Origin of the sequence: Tessaracoccus sp. OH4464_COT-324 (assembly GCF_003932855.1) — a bacterium.
Classification (GTDB): Bacteria; Actinomycetota; Actinomycetes; order Propionibacteriales; family Propionibacteriaceae; genus Arachnia.
The window spans coordinates 22,874-39,528 of record NZ_RQYZ01000009.1 but is presented as its reverse complement, the minus strand read 5'-3'; the positions used below and the strand labels follow the sequence as shown (position 1 = coordinate 39,528).

Sequence of the window (16,655 nt, the reverse complement as noted above, 5' to 3'; positions counted from 1 at the left end):
GAATGAGGGCGCCGCCCGCCGCCTGTCCAGGGCGTGCCTGCCGAAAGAGTCAGTGGCGGGCGCCACTATTGGTTCATGGAAACCTGGGTTTGGATTCTGCTGCTCGTCGTCGTGCTGCTGGCCGGGCTGAGCGTCGGTTGGCTGTTGGGTTCCCGCGGGGTCGCCGATGCCCGGGTCGACGTGTCGGCCGCCCGCGCCGACGTGGCCCGCGCCCACGAGGAGACCGCGGTGGCGCGCAGGGAGCTGGCGGAGGCGGAGGCCAGGCAGGCCGGCTTCGAGTCGCGTCTCGCAACAGGGCAGACCCAGGTGGCGCGGCTGGAGGCGCGGCTGGCGGAGGCGAACGCGCAGGCTGCCGCCCAACGCGCCGAGACCGCGCGCGCCGAGGCGAAACGTGACGCCGCCGTGCAGCGGATGGACGAGGTGCTCTCCGACCGCGCCGAGTTGCAGGAGCGGTTCGCGGCGCTGGCCCAGCAGTCGCTGGAAAAGCAGGGTGCGCAGGCGCGCGAGCAGTTGATCGTGCCGATGACAGAGGGGCTGAAGCAGCTGCGGGAGCACATCGGTGCGGTGGAGAAGGAACGCGCCCAACTCGCCGCGGAGCTCAAGGAGCAGATCTCGCAGGTGCGCAGCTCGGGCGAGCAGCTTCGTCGCGAAACCCTCTCGCTCAGCAATGCCCTGCGCACCCCGCAGGTGCGCGGCTCCTGGGGCGAGCAAAGCCTCCGGCGCATGGTGGAGGTCTCCGGCCTGACCGCCCGGGTGGATTTCGACGAACAGGTGAGCGCTACCGCCGACGATGGCTCGCGTCAGCGGCCCGACATGCGGATCCGGCTCGCGGGCGACAAGGTGATCTTCGTCGACTCGAAGGTGCCGCTGGCGGCCGTGCTGGAGGCGTACAACACCGACGACGAGGCCGAGCAGGCCCGGCATCTGGCCCGATTCGCCCGGCACGTGCGCGGCCACATCGATGCTCTGGCCAGCAAGAACTACTGGGAACTCGACCTCAAGTCACCGGAGTTCGTGGTGCTGTTCTTGGGCTCCGACGAATTCTATCGGCTGGCGCAGGAGCAGCTACCCGACCTGCACGACTACGCGGCGCGGCGCGGCGTGATGCTCGCCTGCCCCGGCATCCTCATCCCGATGCTGCACATCGTCGCACACGGGTGGTCGCAGGCTTCGCTGGCGGAGGCCGCGGGCCAGATCGTCGCACTGGGCCGGGAGTTGCACAAGCGATTGGGCACGATGGGCGAGCATTTCGCCAAGCTCGGGCGGGGCCTCACCCAAGCGGTCACCGACTACAACCGGGCGATCGGCAGCCTGGAGCGGCGCGTGCTCGTCACGGCCCGCAAGTTCGCGGACCTGGACGCGGCCACGGCTCAGCTGCCGTCCCCGGAGCCACTCGATGTGCTCCCCGCCTGGCCCAGCGCGCCGGAACTCGCCCAGGGCGACGATCCCGTCGCTCAGGGCGGCGTTTCCGAAACAGGATCTACCGGAAAACCGTCGTCTGCTGCCCAGCCCACCTCAGGAACAGCTCACCGTCGTAGCTGAGAGAGTCGCCCTGGGCCAGCTCCTGGGTGAACACGGTCTCGCCGGTCGCGGGATTCTGACAGCTGACGGTACCCGGACCATCCCAAGAGTAGACGCTGGATTCCCCACCGCTTATGCGGCACACGTTGCCGTAGCGATCGACCTTGAGGGAGTTGTCGTCTCCCACGGCGATTGTGTTCAGGGAGCGCTTCTGCGCTAGGTCGATGATCTCGACGCTGCCCTCCCGGTGGACGGCCAGGACCGCGCCGCCCGATTCGAAGCCCTGCCCGTCGAAGACCACCGGCTCACCGATTGGGTTGGCTTCGCCGTCGACGGAGAGGACGGCGGTCTTCTTCGCCTCGAAGCTGGCGGCCGCGATGTTCCACCCTTGTTCGGTTCGAACCGCAGCCAGGAACATGGCTTCGGGCCCCACGGAGGCAAACATCTGCTCAACCTCGCCGGCATCCAGGATGTACTCATCGAGGATCACTCCGTCCGTCTGGGCCAACCCGTCGGGCCGGACCAGCAGGAAAACGGAGAAATCGTCCCAGCCGACAACTACCGTATCGCCGACCGCACGGCACACCGGGTTGCCTTCTGCTCCGCTGTAGCCGCTGTCGGTCAACTCCACTGGGCCGCTCAGCGCGAGCGATGGGTAGAGCGTGGCAGCATTGTCGGTGAGCACGACGGTCTGGCCGCCGCAGTGCACGACATTCAGGTAGCTTTCGGAAATCGGTGTCTCAGCGTAAAGGCTGGCATCGCTGATCTTCCTGACCTGGATCTTGCCATCCGCCACCATGGCGAAGCTGTCGGTGCGCGCATCGGCACCGGAGAAAACACCCCCGAAGTTGTTGTGCCACAGCACCTGACCAGTGGCGAAGTCGACGAGTTGCGTCTCCGTTTCGCTGTGGATCAGTGCTCGGTTCTCGTCCACCATGCTGGCCCAGGCCTCCCCCGCCATGGTGAAGCTCGCCGTCGGGTTGGGCCTGTCCGGTGGCGGGGACAGCACAGTGGGGGGGCTGGGGCTCGGGCTGGGACTCGGCGACGGAGTTTCGCTAGGCGTCGGACTGGCAGAGGCTGTTGCCCTCGGTGTGGCAGACGAGGTCGGCTTCGCCGGGGTGGCCTCGAAGTCGAGCAGGTAGCCGAGCACCCCGTTCGCCCACAGCGCGCCACCAACACCGAGCACGAACGTCCCCACACCAGCCAGGACGATCAACGGCCACTTGATGCGCGACTTCTGCTGCGGCGGTACCGGCGGCCAGCCCCCGGGCTGGCTCTGCTGCGGCGGCATCGGTGACCAGCTCCCCGGCTGGCCTGCGGGTGGTGCAGTTGGCGGCATCCCACCGGGCACACCGCCGGGACGTCCCGCAGAGGGCGGCATAGGCGGCATCCCGCCCGGCACACCACCGGGGCCTCCCCCGGGCGGCATAGGCGGCATCCCACCGGGTTGATTCTGCGGCGGGCGGGGGCCGGAAGGCTGAGCGGGAAACTGTGGCGGGCGCATGGGGGAAGAGTAGCGCTCCAGACCTGGCCGTGACGCGATTTCCCCGAGTTGTTCACGGGCGGTGCGGGCGGGGCCCCTCCCGGCTGACAGGATGCGATGCACTCCCCTCGGGAAACTTGCGCAACAATGGCCTGCATGACAACGCTTTCCGAACTCGCCCAGGCAATCCCGGCCGCTTTGGAGCGCCTCGACGGTGTCGCCGCCCGCACCCCGGTGCTGCACAATCCCCGCCTCAGCCAGGCCACGGGAAGCGAGATTTGGCTGAAGCGTGAGGACCTACAGCCGGTGCGCTCGTACAAATTGCGCGGCGCCTACAACCTCATCGCGCAGCTGTCCGAAGAGGAAAAGGCGGCAGGCGTGGTGTGCGCCTCCGCCGGCAACCACGCCCAAGGTGTTGCGTTCAGCTGCGCCCAGCTCGGCATCCAGGCGACGATCTACGTCCCGCACACCACCCCGCGCCAGAAACGCGAGCGCATCCTGGCCATCGGCCGGGGCAGCGTACAGCTCGTGCTCGCGGGCTCAACGTACGACCAGGCCAGCGAGGCCGCCAAGGCGTTCGCCGCTCAGGAGGGCCGCGTGCTGGTACCCGCCTTCGACGATCCCCGCACCATCGCGGGCCAGGCCACCTGCATCGTCGAGGCCGTTGACCAGCTGGGTTTCGTGCCCGATGTGGTGGCGGTACCCGTCGGCGGCGGCGGGCTGTTCGCGGGGTGCTGCGCCTGGCTAAGGTCCAACCACCCGTCGGTGCGCATCGTGGGTGTGGAGCCGGAGGGCGCGCCCTGCGTCGCCGCAGCGCTGTCCGCCGGGCGGCCGATGAAGCTGCAGGAGATCGACACATTCGTCGACGGCGCGGCCGTCTCCCGGGTGGGGGATGTTCCCTTCGAGATCATCCGCGAGGCCAGGCCGGAGCTGGTGCGCATCCCCGAGGGGCAGGTGTGCTCCGAAATGCTGGCCATGTATCAGGTGGACGGCATCATCGCGGAGCCCGCCGGCGCCTTGGCTGCGGCGGCCCTCCCGACGGGTGGCGTCGGCCACCGCGTGCAGATCCCGCCCGGCTCCAAGGTTCTGGTACTGGTCTCCGGCGGCAACAACGACGTGGCCCGCTACGCCGAGGTGGTGGAGCGCTCACTCATCCACGAGGGCCGCAAGCGCTACTTCCTGGTGAGTTTCCCGCAGGCGCCGGGCGCGCTGCGCCGTTTCCTCGACGACGTGCTCGGCCCGGAGGACGACATCACGCACTTCGAGTACATCAAGCGCAGCTCCCGGGAGACGGGGCCTGCCGTCGTCGGCATCGAGTTGCACAACCCCGGCGACTACCCGTTCCTGATGCAGCGCATCAACGAGGTCGGCATGGAGGTGGAGTTGATCACCTACGGCTCCCCGCTGTTCCGGTTCCTGATCTAAGCAGCTGCGGGACGGTTCGGCCCGCAGGTTCTCGCTCCGGCAGCGCTCTCGCGGCGCAGCCCGGGCGGGTTCCCGTCGGTTCACGGGTAGAGCAGCAACCCGCCTGCCCCCTTGGTGACCCGCAGCACGCCATGCTGCTCGGTGTAGGCGGCACCGAGCGGCAGATCGACGCTCGGCAATTCCTCGCCGCTTCCCGGGTCGAGACAGCGTTTCACGGAGAGGTAGTCGCCGCCGCGCTGCTGCACCTCGACGAAACACAGGTGGGAGTCGAGATCGAGGTAGGCGTGTGGCGCGTTTTCGGAGGGCAGCGTCAGCAGCACCCGTTTCTCGGCCAGGTCCACCACCACCCACGCCCCGTCCAGCGTCCGGTACAGCATCCGGTCGCCACGAATATGGTCCAGTTCCCCATCCGGGCTCACCTGAGTCGCGGGCATCGTGACCGCGTTCGTCACGGAGAGCTGGTCGTCGATCTCGTACACCTTGATGCCCAGCGACTCTCGGTTCGCTAGAGCCCACTTCGGATCGAACTCGTAGTCATCCCCGGGGCCCAGCGGCGACGAGATCAGACGCCAGCCCTTGCTGGTCTGCACCATTCCCTCAATGTCGAAACCGGAGTCGTTCACCTGCCCGGTGAACAGGCTGGTGTTCTGCCAGGTGCCGTTCACCCTGACCTGCTCAAATCTCCCGCGAAAGACGTTGTCGGCATCCACCGTCCCGGCGTGGTGGTCCGCGATGCTCATCGTAAGCTTCTCGCCCTCCCGCTCGCAGACGATACCCTCAAGCGCATAGAAAGAGCTGCCGGAGTCGTAGCTCACCTCGGCGGGCGCGCTCAGCGAGCGGTCTCCGTAACGCAGGCCGTGATCGTGAACGAACTCAAGCGTTTCCTCGTCACAGGCCACCAGCAGGCTGTTCGGATCCAGTCGGGGCGCGGAGCCCGTCTGCTTCCCGTCAACCATGTTCAGGCTGAGCACATCAAGACCGTTACCCACCACGACCCGGCTCTTCGCCGCGTCCAGCGCAACGTGCGAGCCCGGCACATTCGTCTCCCAAAGGACCTGCTGCGCCCGCCAGTCCACGAGCGCCACCCGCTCCCCCACCACCAGGGCGCGCGTGGCGTCCACTGGCCACACGTCGCCGTTGAAGCCCACCTCCACCGCGACGTGCGGCCGCGGCCACCAGGCCCACACCACGGCCGCCACCACTGCGGCGATCAGGGCAGCCAGCGCAAGCCAGGGAAAGCCCGCCGTCGGCTTCCCCGACTGGGCCGGTTGCCCCGGGGCGCCGGCCTCGGACGGTGCTGTCCCGCCCGCTACGACCTCCGCCCACCCCCGCGCAGGTTCGGCCGGCTCGCCGGGCTCGGCCAGCCAGTCATTCGGCTTCGGCTCGGCTCCTCCCAGCTCCTCGCCCGGTCGTCGAAACCTTTGGTATGCACCGGCCTCGTGGTCACTCATACTGGCCATTAAAGCGCGCCTGAGGCCAAGAACGTGCAGTATCGTGTACATCGATCAGTGAAGCTGAAATCCAGAGGACGCCATGCAGGCCGCACATTCTCTCACCCCCACCCAGCTCAGCGACTTCCTACTGAGCGTCGCCACGGCCCGCCCGGTGTTTATCTGGGGCGCCCCGGGCATCGGGAAGTCGTCGCTCGTCGAACGCTTCGCGCACGACGTCGGCTTGGAGTGCGTGTCGATGCTGGGCAGCCAGCTGGCCCCCGAGGACCTGATGGGCGTTCCGCAGATCGCCGACGGGGTGACCCGGTTCTTCCCGCCTGCGCTGATCGCCCGCGCCGAACCCTACTGCCTCTTCCTCGACGAGCTGAATGCCTGCTCGCAGGACGTGCAAAAAGCCTTCTACAGCCTGATCCACGACCGTCGCATCGGCGAATATTCCCTCCCCGAGGGCTCGATCGTGGTCGGCGCGGGCAACCGGGCGCAGGATTCGGCGATCGTGAAGCCGATGTCGTCGGCGCTGATGAACCGCATGGTGCACGTCCACCTGCGCGTCTCCGCGAGCGAGTGGCTCGACTGGGCCACCGGCGCCGGGCTGCACCCGCTGGTGATCGAGTACCTGTCGCAGCGCCCCGATCACCTGTGGAGCAAACCCCCACGCCACGAGGAACCGTTCTCCACGCCGCGCTCCTGGCACATGGTGAGCGACGCGCTGTTCACGCTGGGTGAGGCCGCAGCGGAGCATCTGGTGGCCGCCGTCGCCGATGGCTGCCTGACCCCGCAGCACGCGGCCCAGTTCAAGGCGTTCAGCAAACTCGCCGACGACCGGCACCGCCTCGACGCGATCCTCAAGGGCGACGCGCGGTGGCCGAGCTCGCCGGAGGAACGCGACCTGCTGTACTTCCTGGCGCAGGCCTTCCGCGCGCGGCTGATGAAGCTATTGCCGCCCGCCAAGGCCGACGCCAGCCCGGAGACGCAGCAGCTGGTGCACACGTCGAAGGGGCTGCTGCGCGACCTGGCCCAGATCAGCCTGGAGATGGCGCAGATCGTGATCGCCGACGACGCGGGCACCACGCTGCCCACCTGGTACCTGGTCGAGGTGGTGCGCGACCTGCCGCGCCTGGCGGAGCGGCGCGAGAAGCAGTGAGCCGGGAGACCTCACGGAAGAAGCCCGCGGCTAAGGCCTTCGACGACGCCGCGGTCCTTGTCAACGCGCACCCGATCTTTAGGCGGCTGCGGGGCAGGCTCACGTGGTCACGCTATTCGGAGGGCCCGGTGCCGCCCGACGGGTGGCTGCTCGTCGAGCGGCAGGAGACGGTGCACGTGCACCCCAAGCGGCTGGCTCGCCCCGAGGAGTGGGCTCAGCTCATGGCCCGGGCCATGCTGATCCACGCGATGGGCCTGTGGCGGCGCGACCGCGGCGACTGGCCGAGATGGAGCGCGGCCTGCGATGTCGTGACCGCGAGGTTCGTGCAGGGCATCAAGTTTGGCCTGGCTCCCGGTGGAATGAGCTTGCCCGCGGGCCTTCCGCTGTGGGACGAGGAGCGCTGGTACCGCCAGTTCTGTGAGGAGGGGGTGCCGGATTGGGCGCACGCGCTGAGCCTGGGTGGGCCGAGCGAGCCGACGATGGACCCGCCCAGCCGCTGGCGCGAGCACCGCTCAATCTGGAGCGTGCCCTGGGGGGATGACTTTGCGGCCGGCATCGCCGAGTCGGTGCGGCAGGCCGTCGAGGTGGCGGCCGGGATCCGCTCCGAGCTGGGTGCCGAGCCCGACGACGCCCGGCGCGGCAAGCTGAGCAAGAAGACGCGCTGGGCCCGCGACTGGTTCATCAGCAGCTATCCGCTGCTCGGTTCGATGGTGGCGGCCTTCGAGTTCGTCGAGGACACCGAGATCTGCCGCCGGGAGAACATCCTGGTGGCCGCCGTCGACGAGCTGTCCCGCACCGTTTACTTAAACCCCGCCGCCCAGCTGTCTGAGGAGGAGTTACGCTTCGTGATTGCGCACGAGGTGCTGCACGTCGCCCTGCGGCACGACGCCCGGCGCCGGGGGCGCGACTTCTTCCTGTGGAACGTCGCCTGTGATTTCGTGATCAACGACTGGCTGATCCAGATGCGCGTCGGCGAGCCGCCGAGCCTCGGGCTGCTGCACGACGACGAGCTGCGGGGCCTGTCCGCGGAGGAGGTCTACGACCGGATGGTGAACGACCTCCGCCGCTACCGCAAGCTGCTCACCCTCGCCGGCCGCCAGGGCGACATGCTGCGGCGCAGGATCGTGGAGTCTGCGCCCTACTTCACCGACCTGGACGCCTTCTGCCGCGAACAGCTCGGCAAGGGCCTGCTGCTGCACCAGCAGCAGGGGCGCGGGCTGCTGCCCGCCGGCCTGCTGGAGGAGATCAACGCGGTGCTGCAGCCGCCAATCGGCTGGGAGGTGCGGTTGGCGCGCTGGTTCGATCACAACTTCCCGCCCGTGGAGACCGTGCGCCGCTGGACCCAGCTGAGCCGACGACAGTCCGCCACCCCGGATATTCCGCGGCCACGCGTCGTGCCCGACCCGGAGAAGCGCGAGGGCCGCACCTTCGGCGTGGTGCTGGACACGTCGGCCTCGATGGATCGGCAGACGCTGGCGAAGGCGCTGGGCGCGATCGCCAGTTTCGCGGAAGCCAAGGAGGTGCCGGTGGTCAGGGTGGTGTGCTGCGACGCCGCGCCCTACGATCTGGGCTGGATGCCTGCCGGAGACATCGCGGGCCGGGTGCAGATCCGCGGCCGGGGCGGCACGGTGCTGCAACCCGCGATAAATCTGCTGGAGAACGCCGGCGACTTCCCGCCCGACGGGCCGCTGCTCATCATCACCGACGGCGACTGCGAGCCGCTGCGGGTGCATAGGGAGCACGCTTTCCTGCTGCCGCCCGGCCGGCGGCTGGCTTTCCCACATCGCGGGGAACTCTTCGAGATGAGCTAAGGGTTCGGGGGCTGCTGCTTTGGACGGCTCAGGCAGCACTTTCGCGGCAGGTGCTAACCGACGCGCAGCGACCTACGGGCCGCGACGAGCGCCTCGCCGGCGCGCGCGTCCTCATCCACCGCGCCGGACCAGAACACCTCCAGGCCCGCCAGGTTTCCGACATCGAGCACCACCGCGTCGTAGACCGCTCCCCCGCCGGGCACCCGCTCGTTCGCGGCGTGCGCCCGCACCCGGTGGCCGCTGAAGCCATCGATGGTCACCGGCTCCGATTCGATGATCTCGTGGTCGGCGTAGCCGGTGAAGAACCCGCCGGTCACGTGGCAGGCGATGATGTTCTCCGCCGCTTCCTGCGGCTGGTTGAACCCCCGCTCGGCGGCCACCACACCGGCCTCGGCAAAGTTGGCCCACCGGCTCGACACCTTTTGGGTCTTGGTGCTGCTGACACCCAGCACCTGGGAGACGCGCCCGGCCTCGGACCAGTCTCCCGGGAGATCCACGCGCAGCTTGCCCGCAGTCAGCAGCCCCGCCGGTGAGGAGAACTGCTGGAGGGTGGCCTGCGGGCAGTCCCGCCGCGAGTGCGACTGGCCGCCGCTCGACGGCTCGGCCGGGGCCGGCGACGTGGGGCTCGGCGAGTGCGGCCTGTTCGGCAGCTCATTCCACGGCGTCCCCGACGGTCTGAGGGCCGTCGGGTCGTGCCCGTCCTCCGCCTTCTCCACGCCAGAGCGCCACGGCGCATTGAACCAGAGGGCGACGATCGTCACCACGACGACGAGCACCGCGAGCAGCCGCCAGAACCACGCCCCCGTCCTGGGCGGGGTCTCCCGCACCCAGTTCTGCCCGGTCATCAGTTGCGCCCGCCGCTAGTGCTTGAGCGCGCGCCGCAGATCTTTGCGCAGCTCCGGGGGCAACGCAAAGTGCAACGTCTCTTCAGTGAGCCGTTCTTCCTCCGCCGGGGGGTATCCCTTGCTCTCCAGGAGATCGAGTACCCCCTGCACCAGCCGGTCGGGTACCGAGGCGCCGGAGGTGACCCCAATCACGTCCGCGCCGAGCAGCCACTCGTCGGCGATCTCGGTGTGGTTGTCCACCCGGTATGAAGCCTTGGCGCCGCTCTCCAATGCCACCTCGACGAGCCGTCGCGTGTTGGAGGAGTTACGAGAGCCCACGACGATCATGAGGTCGCAGCCCCTGCTGGCGATCTGCTTCACCGCCATCTGCCGGTTCTGTGTCGCGTAGCAGATGTCGTCCGACGGCGGATCCATCAGCTGGGGGAAGCGCTCCCGCAGCCGCTGCACGGTGGCGAGCGTCTCGTCGACGGAGAGCGTGGTCTGAGACAACCATGCGACGTTGGCGTCGGCGGGCAGGTCGAGCCTGTCCACGTCGTCCGGGCTCTCGACGAGGATCGTGTTGTCGGGGGCTTCCCCCATCGTCCCCTCCACCTCTTCGTGCCCATTGTGGCCGATCAGCAAGATGGTGAGGTTCTCCTTTGCGAAACGCTTGGCCTCGTGATGCACCTTGGTGACCAGCGGGCAGGTGGCGTCGATGGTTTTCAGCTGCCGCACGCCCGCCTCGGCGTGCACGGCCGGCGACACGCCGTGCGCGGAGAAAACCACCGTGGCGCCCTGCGGCACCTGGTCTAGCTCGTCAACGAAGATGGCTCCGCGTTCCTCCAGGTTCTCCACCACGTGCTTGTTGTGCACGATCTCCTTGCGCACGTACACCGGGCCTTCATAGAGTTCGAGGGATTTCTCGACGGTGATCACGGCCCGATCCACGCCCGCGCAGTACCCGCGCGGCGCGGCCAGGATGACTCGTTTGGTGCCAGACATGCGCCCCAGTCTACGTAATCGAAACTGCCGGAGCACGCCGCTAGGCTGGGGCTATGCAGGTCAGTGAGTACGCCAGCCTCGGTTTCGCAACGTCCTCCGCCACCAAGCTGGTGGACGCAGCCATCGCCAGCGGCCGTGTCCGCGGGCTGCAGCGGGTGCCGGGTTTCGATCTGATCGGCGCATACACAGACCCGTCGGGGGCCCGCCTCGGCCTGGTGCGCCGCCGGGGCCACGACGTCGTCGTGACGCCCGCCCTGGTCTCCGCTCAGGCCACCCGAGCCAGCGTCCGCCGCCTGAACGACCATCTGGCGCACGCGTCGGTGTTGCTCGACGACGACGCGGTCGAGCTGATCGTGAGCGTGGACGATCCGACGCAGTACCCGCTGGCCGAGACCGGCCAGTTCGCGCTCATCTCGGCGCTCACCCTGGGCGCCATCTGCGTGCGCGCCGATGTCTACCGCGACGAGGAGCATTTCCTGGCCAGCCGCCCCGACGACGACCGGCCCTGGTCGTCGCGCACGCTCGTGTCGCCTTCGGTGGCTGCGGTGGGGCTGCTGGGCGAGCAGGAGTTGACGGCCCGCGCCCTCGTCGGGTTCACCGTGGAGCGGGCCGAGCCCCGTACCACCGAGCTGTCCGGGCTGGAGTTCTGGTACGGGGTGGGCCGCTCGGTGGTGCCGCTGGCCTTCGCGTTGCCCGCAGGCCTCGACGTGGTGCCGGGCAACGTCGTGCTCGGCACCTTCACGCTGAGCGCCTCCTCCGGGCTGTGGGAACGCGCATGAGCATGGCCAACTCCCGCGACGAACCGCTGCCCCTGGGGCGGGTGGTCGCTGCGGTCAAGGATTGGGTGGGCAGGCTGGGCGAGGTCTGGGTTTCCGCTCAGATCGTCGAGTTGAAGCGGCGCAACGCACCCACCCAGTTTCTCACGTTGCGCGACCTGACCGGCCAGTTCTCCTGCCAGGCCACGTCGTCGGCGTACGTGCTGGATTTGGCCGGCCCGCTGCCGGAGGGATCGAGCATCGTGGCCCGCCTGAAGCCGCGCGTGTTCGAGCGGTCGGCGGCGCTGACGTTCGAGGTGCTGGAGTTGCACGTCGCGGGCGAGGGTCGGCTGCTGATGGAGCTGGAGCAGTTGAAGCGCAAGCTCCAGGCCGAGGGGCTGTTCGACGTTTCGCTGAAGCGTGCTCTGCCTGTGCTGCCTAACCAGATCGGGCTCATCACGGGACGCAGTTCGGACGCGGAGCGCGACGTGCTGCGCAACGTCGAGTTGCGCTGGCCGGCGGCGCAGTTCCGCGTCGAACACGCGCTGATGCAGGGTAGGGAGGCTGCGGCGTCGGTGATGCGTGCGCTGGCCGAGCTGGATGCCGACCCCGACGTGGATGTCATCGTGATCGCCCGCGGTGGCGGCTCACTTGAGGACCTGCTGCCGTTTTCCGACGAGGGGCTGGTGCGCGCGGTCGTGGCCGCCGGAACGCCGGTGGTGTCGGCCATCGGCCACGAGCGGGACACGCCGATTCTCGACCTGGTGGCCGACCTGCGGGCGTCCACCCCGACGGATGCCGCGAAACGCATCGTCCCGGACGCGGCCGCTGAGCTGGCCAGCCTCGCCACCGCGCGTGCGCGGCTTCGTGGGGCGTTTCAGGCGAAGGTGGCGCAGGAGGAGCGTTGGCTGGCGGAGCTGCGCTCTCGTCCGGTGCTGCTGGACCCGACGCGCGCCTTCGTCGCGCACCGCGAGCGCGTCGCGCTGCTCACCGTTCGGCTGCGTGCCGCGATCGGTCGTTTGCTGAATGCGGAGTCGGCCGAGGTGCTCCGGCTGCTGACCGCCACCCGCGCGCTTTCCCCGAAGGGCACCTTGGAGCGCGGCTACGCCGTGCTGGTCGGCGACGACGGCGCGGTCTCGTCGGTGGCCGCCGCCCAGCCCGGTGACCGGATCAAGGCCCATCTGGCCGATGGCCAGCTCACTCTCGACGTGGTGGCCGCCCAGGAAAGGAACCGAGATGGCTGAACCAACCTATGAGCAGGCACGTGACGAATTGGCTGAGGTGGTGCGCAGGCTGGAGTCGGGCGGGGAGTCCCTGGCGGATTCGATGGCGCTGTGGGAGCGCGGCGAGCAGCTGGCGCGCATCTGTCAGGCGCATCTCGACGGTGCGAAGCAGCGGGTGGCACGGGCGCAGGCCGAGGAGAGCTAGCCCGTGGTGAGGGTCTCGGCGAAGGCGCGCACGGCGTCGCCGCTGGTGTCGGCGCTCACCACCGACGTGACACCCTCCTGCCTGCTGACCAGGCTCCGGGTGCGCCCGTCGAGCGACTCGTAGCCTTGCCAGGTGCGGCCTGCGGCCTGTATCTCTTCCCCGGTGGGCTTGCCCTGTCGGGTGGCACGCTCGACGACGTCGGCGGCGGAGTCGCTTTGCTGGATGCCGTAGTAGATCCCGTCGGGGCCGAGGTAGCCGAGCAGCCAGATGTTGCTGTCGGCGGGTTTGTCGTCCAGCCAGGGCGATCCAGCTTTGGCCCAAGCGACGCGCACGGGCACCCAACCGTCGGGCAGGTTGGTGGCGCGCAGCACCGGGTAGGGCGATTCGGCCTCGGCGCGGGCGAGTTTGTCGCGCACGTCAACGGGTTCGGGCTTCGCCTCCGGGTTGCTGGTGAAGAACCAGACGATCAGCAAGATGGGTACCAGGAGCACGCCCAAGGAGATGATCATGTCCCTGGAGCGCGAGTTCAGGTTCGGCCTGGCCATGGGCTCATCTTCCCACGGCTGGCGGGGACGCGTCGATTCTCAGCGCCCGAAGCGCCGCTCGCGCTGGCTGAAGGAGCGCAGCGCGCGGACGAAGTCGGTGCGGCGGAAGTCGGGCCAGAGCGCCTCGCAGAAGTAGAACTCGCTGTGCGCGGATTGCCACAGCAGGAACCCGGAGAGCCGCTGCTCACCGGAGGTGCGGATGATGAGGTCGGGGTCGGGTTGGCCCTTGGTGTACAGGTGGCTGGAGATCTCCTCGATGTCGAGGGCCTGGGCGACGCTCTCTAGCGTGGCGCCTTCCTCTGCTTTGGCGCGCAGCAGGGAGCGCACGGCGTCGCGCAGCTCGTGCCGCCCGCCGTAGGCGACGGCGACGTTGACCTGCATCGCGTCGGCGGGCGCGGGCATCTGCGACGAGCGGCGCAGGGAGGCGGCCACGTCGGCGGGGAGCAGATCCAGGTCTCCGACGGCCCCGACGCGCCACCTTCCGGTGGCTGCGAGGTCGGCCACCAGCTGATCGATCACGCCGAGCAGGGGGCTCAGTTCGTCGTCGTTGGATCGGTGGAGGTTGTCGGTGGAGAGCACCCAGAGGGTGACCACCTCGATGCCCACCTCGTCGCACCAGTTGACGAACTCGACGAGTTTCGCTGCTCCAGCACGGTAGCCCGCGACGAGCGGTTGGCCCGGGGCGTTGAGCCGGGCCCAGCGGCGGTTGCCGTCGGCGAGCACGGCGACGTGTTTGGGCAGGCTGGCGCGGTCGAGCTTGGCCAGCACGCTTCTCTCGTAGGTCGAGTAGAGAAAGCGTGGCGGCAAGATCCGGTCCATCAGGCGGCTCAACCGTGACATGGTGCGATTCTAGCCGTCGCTTGCAGTATGGGTTGTCCTCGGACTGCCCAACAGGTAACCTACGGATACGTAAGTTACTAGTCCGTAGGTAAGACCATGATCGACACCCTTTCCTCGCAGGCCTCCCTCGAATCTGCTGATCAGGCGGAGGATACCAAGCCCCTCATGCGCGGCTGGCTCCACCTCGGCATGGCCCCCGTGGCGATGATCGTCGGCCTGCTCCTCACCGCGCTCTCCCCCACTCTGGAGACCAGGCTGGCCTCTGCGGCCTACACACTGGCCGCGGTGCAGCTCTTCGGCACCAGCGCCGTCTACCACCGCGGCAACTGGTCTCCGCGCATGGAGGCAGTGTTGCGCCGCATGGACCACTCAAACATCAACATCTTCATTGCCGGCACCTACACCCCGCTCGCCGCCGCCCTACTGGAGGGCACCAGCCAGTGGGTGCTGCTCGGACTGATCTGGGGCCTCGCCGTCGCAGGGGTCGTGTTCCGACTCGTCTGGCTGAGCGCCCCGCGCTGGCTCTACACCGTGCTCTACGTCGCGATGGGCTGGGTTGCGCTCGGGTGGCTAGTGCCATTGTGGCAGGCGGGTGGCCCGGCGGTCGTGGTGCTGATCATCGTCGGCGGCGTGGTCTACTCACTGGGAGCCGTCGCCTACGGCACCAAGTGGCCGAGGCTTTCACCCAAGTGGTTCGGCTTCCACGAGGTATTCCATGCCGCGACGATCATCGCCGCCATCTGCCACATGATCGCCATCTGGCTGGCCGTGTTCGCCTAGGACCCGAAAGTGCCGTCGAGCGAGGACTCTCCGAGCGGAACAAGACGGACACTGAAAAAGCAGCTGCCTCCTGCGCTGGACGTGCAGTCAAGTTGCGGAGGCTCCAGATCACCATCACTCGATCCGGCGCACTGCGCCTCGCAGCATTGTCGTAGACAAACCCTAAAAGTCCTTGGACTCGAACACCCGGGCCGTTGCCAGGTAGGACACCGCCCACGCGGCAGCCACCACTGTCCACGCGCCGACGATGGTGACCGTCGGGCGGGCCGCCGCCGCCCGGAACACCGCCTCCAAGGAGTCTCCCCACCCGGGAAGGGCCCAGGTCACGCCGAGCGCAACCAGCACCATGCAGCCGAAGATGGCGAGCAACACAAAAGACACGGATCGCTGTCCGAAGCGCGCCTGAGCAGGCGTCATGACGGCAAACAGCGCTGCAGGCAGCGCGAGCAGCGCGAACCCGAGCCAGCCTATACTCGCCCCTTCACCCACCGGCGTCAGGGCCAGCACCAGTCCGAGCACCAGCTGCACGGCGGCAACGAATGACCCCGAGAGGATGAAGCCGGAGGCCACCACGGTTCGCCGGGTGGTGGGCAAGCTACTGAGCAGCAATCCGCTGGGCGCGTCACCCCCCCGCGAGGAACGTGGGCCGACGCTCGTGGGCAGCATGACAAGCACCACTGTGCACAGCCAAGCGATACCCGCCGACGGGTACGCCACCGTGAGCGCCACCCCGAGCAGCGCGTAGCCTGCAACGTATGGCGCCACGCCGCGCGCGGTGTAGAGATCGCCGCGCAGCACGGCTTTCAGGTTAACCATTTCAGCGTTCCTTCCTCGCCTCCAGCCCGCGCCTGGCGAGCCGGATCGTGATCTCTTCCAGGGTGGGGCGTTCGACGACGACGCCCGGCCCAAGCCTAGGCGCGTCCTCCGCACGCACCAGCGCCTCCCAGCCCGAGCGATGCTGCCGCAGGCCGATCAGCGCACTGCTGTCGTCCGGCAATGCTCCGCCGCGCACCGCCCGATAGGTCGCGTGTAGTTCGTCGGCGGCGCGGTGTTCGATCAGGCGACCACCGTCGAGGATCGCGACATAGTCGGCGATCTTCTCCAGGTCGCTCGTGATGTGCGTGGAGATAAGCACGGTGTTTCGGTCGTCGGTGATGTGCTCGGCGAGCGTCTCCAACAGGTCGTCGCGCACCAGCGGGTCCAGGCCGGCGGTGGGCTCGTCGAGGATGAGCAGCCGCGCGTCGCGCGAGAGCGCTGTCGCGAGCTGCAGGCGCATGCCGAGGCCGCGCGACAGCTCTTTCACCCGGGCATCGAGCGGGATCTCCCAGCGGGCGCAAAGCTTTTGGAAGCGCTGCTCGTCCCACCCTGGGTGGAATCCGGCGACGTAGCGCGCCACCATCCCTACTCGCCAACCGCGTGGATAGGGAACGGCGTCGAACACGGTGCCGACGTGCTCGCGTGGCAGCAGGTGCACGCGACCCGCGTCGGGGATGACGGCGCCGAGCGCCGCCTTGATCAGAGTGGTCTTGCCGGAGCCGTTGGCTCCGACGAGGCCCGTCACGTAGCCGGGCGCCAACTCGAAATCAAGGGCCAGCTCAAAGCCGGGGAACCGCTTCACCAGCCCGGTTACAGCCAAGGGAATCATG

Annotated in this window: 16 protein-coding genes; 8 read left to right on the top strand and 8 right to left on the bottom strand. The window is 68.6% G+C overall.

Annotated features, from left to right (window positions below):
* The first annotated feature begins 75 nt into the window (after positions 1-75).
* Positions 76-1,542 (top strand): DNA recombination protein RmuC, encoded by a 1,467-nt coding sequence (gene rmuC / locus EII42_RS06780; protein ID WP_125171360.1) that lies wholly within the window; start codon positions 76-78, stop codon positions 1,540-1,542.
* Here rmuC and EII42_RS06775 read toward each other — a convergent pair.
* Positions 1,481-2,812 (bottom strand): hypothetical protein, encoded by a 1,332-nt coding sequence (locus tag EII42_RS06775; protein WP_125171359.1) that lies wholly within the window; start codon positions 2,810-2,812, stop codon positions 1,481-1,483. The genes rmuC and EII42_RS06775 overlap by 62 nt on opposite strands.
* 348 nt (positions 2,813-3,160) lie before the next feature.
* Between EII42_RS06775 and ilvA the strand changes: the two genes are divergently transcribed.
* Positions 3,161-4,429, top strand: a complete 1,269-nt coding sequence (gene ilvA, locus EII42_RS06770) for a threonine ammonia-lyase IlvA (protein WP_199729819.1) — start codon at positions 3,161-3,163, stop codon at positions 4,427-4,429.
* Between the two features lie 80 nt (positions 4,430-4,509).
* Here ilvA and EII42_RS06765 read toward each other — a convergent pair whose 3' ends face one another.
* Positions 4,510-5,880: a hypothetical protein gene (locus EII42_RS06765; protein WP_125171357.1), complete on the bottom strand. Its 1,371-nt coding sequence runs from the start codon at positions 5,878-5,880 to the stop codon at positions 4,510-4,512.
* Positions 5,881-5,962: 82 nt separating this feature from the next.
* Between EII42_RS06765 and EII42_RS06760 the strand changes: the two genes are divergently transcribed.
* Together EII42_RS06760 and EII42_RS06755 are read left to right on the top strand one after the other, a co-directional pair.
* Positions 5,963-7,024 carry an AAA family ATPase gene (locus tag EII42_RS06760; RefSeq protein WP_125171356.1) on the top strand — a complete coding sequence of 354 codons (1,062 nt, stop codon included), beginning with the start codon at positions 5,963-5,965 and terminating at the stop codon, positions 7,022-7,024.
* Positions 7,021-8,835, top strand: a complete 1,815-nt coding sequence (locus EII42_RS06755; RefSeq protein WP_125171355.1) for a VWA-like domain-containing protein — start codon at positions 7,021-7,023, stop codon at positions 8,833-8,835. Before EII42_RS06760 ends, EII42_RS06755 begins: the two co-directional genes overlap by 4 nt.
* Before the next feature lie 53 nt (positions 8,836-8,888).
* Here EII42_RS06755 and EII42_RS06750 read toward each other — a convergent pair whose 3' ends face one another.
* Together EII42_RS06750 and EII42_RS06745 are read right to left on the bottom strand one after the other, a co-directional pair.
* Positions 8,889-9,680, bottom strand: a complete 792-nt coding sequence (locus EII42_RS06750; RefSeq protein ID WP_125171354.1) for a hypothetical protein — start codon at positions 9,678-9,680, stop codon at positions 8,889-8,891.
* Positions 9,681-9,695: 15 nt separating this feature from the next.
* Positions 9,696-10,661, bottom strand: coding sequence for a 4-hydroxy-3-methylbut-2-enyl diphosphate reductase (locus EII42_RS06745; protein WP_125171353.1), 966 nt, complete (start codon positions 10,659-10,661; stop codon positions 9,696-9,698).
* A gap of 53 nt (positions 10,662-10,714) precedes the next feature.
* On the opposite strand from EII42_RS06745, the gene EII42_RS06740 reads away from it, so the two are divergent.
* From EII42_RS06740 to EII42_RS06730, 3 genes are read left to right on the top strand one after another with little or no spacing between them, the layout of a single operon-like run.
* A complete protein-coding gene (locus tag EII42_RS06740) occupies positions 10,715-11,440 on the top strand; it encodes a hypothetical protein (protein ID WP_125171352.1) in 726 nt (241 codons plus the stop codon).
* Positions 11,437-12,660, top strand: a complete 1,224-nt coding sequence (gene xseA, locus EII42_RS06735; protein ID WP_125171351.1) for an exodeoxyribonuclease VII large subunit — start codon at positions 11,437-11,439, stop codon at positions 12,658-12,660. Before EII42_RS06740 ends, xseA begins: the two co-directional genes overlap by 4 nt.
* Positions 12,653-12,844: an exodeoxyribonuclease VII small subunit gene (locus EII42_RS06730; RefSeq protein ID WP_125171350.1), complete on the top strand. Its 192-nt coding sequence runs from the start codon at positions 12,653-12,655 to the stop codon at positions 12,842-12,844. The genes xseA and EII42_RS06730 overlap by 8 nt, the downstream gene beginning before the upstream one ends.
* On the opposite strand, the gene EII42_RS06725 is transcribed toward EII42_RS06730, so the two are convergent.
* Both EII42_RS06725 and EII42_RS06720 read right to left on the bottom strand, forming a co-directional pair.
* Positions 12,841-13,389 carry a DUF4245 domain-containing protein gene (locus EII42_RS06725; RefSeq protein WP_125171349.1) on the bottom strand — a complete coding sequence of 183 codons (549 nt, stop codon included), beginning with the start codon at positions 13,387-13,389 and terminating at the stop codon, positions 12,841-12,843. The two genes, EII42_RS06730 and EII42_RS06725, sit on opposite strands and share 4 nt — an antisense overlap.
* 39 nt (positions 13,390-13,428) lie before the next feature.
* The gene (locus EII42_RS06720) at positions 13,429-14,229 is read right to left on the bottom strand and encodes an isoprenyl transferase (RefSeq protein WP_125171348.1); all 801 of its coding nucleotides are present in this window, start codon (positions 14,227-14,229) and stop codon (positions 13,429-13,431) included.
* Between the two features lie 96 nt (positions 14,230-14,325).
* Between EII42_RS06720 and EII42_RS06715 the strand changes: the two genes are divergently transcribed.
* Positions 14,326-15,009 (top strand): hemolysin III family protein, encoded by a 684-nt coding sequence (locus EII42_RS06715; RefSeq protein ID WP_125171347.1) that lies wholly within the window; start codon positions 14,326-14,328, stop codon positions 15,007-15,009.
* A gap of 162 nt (positions 15,010-15,171) precedes the next feature.
* Here the strand turns inward: EII42_RS06715 and EII42_RS06710 are convergent, their stop codons facing one another.
* Complete coding sequence (locus EII42_RS06710; RefSeq protein WP_125171346.1) at positions 15,172-15,825, bottom strand: ABC-2 transporter permease; 654 nt, start codon at positions 15,823-15,825, stop codon at positions 15,172-15,174.
* Between the two features lies 1 nt (position 15,826).
* Positions 15,827-16,654, bottom strand: coding sequence for an ABC transporter ATP-binding protein (locus EII42_RS06705; RefSeq protein WP_125171345.1), 828 nt, complete (start codon positions 16,652-16,654; stop codon positions 15,827-15,829).
* Position 16,655 lies beyond the last annotated feature (1 nt).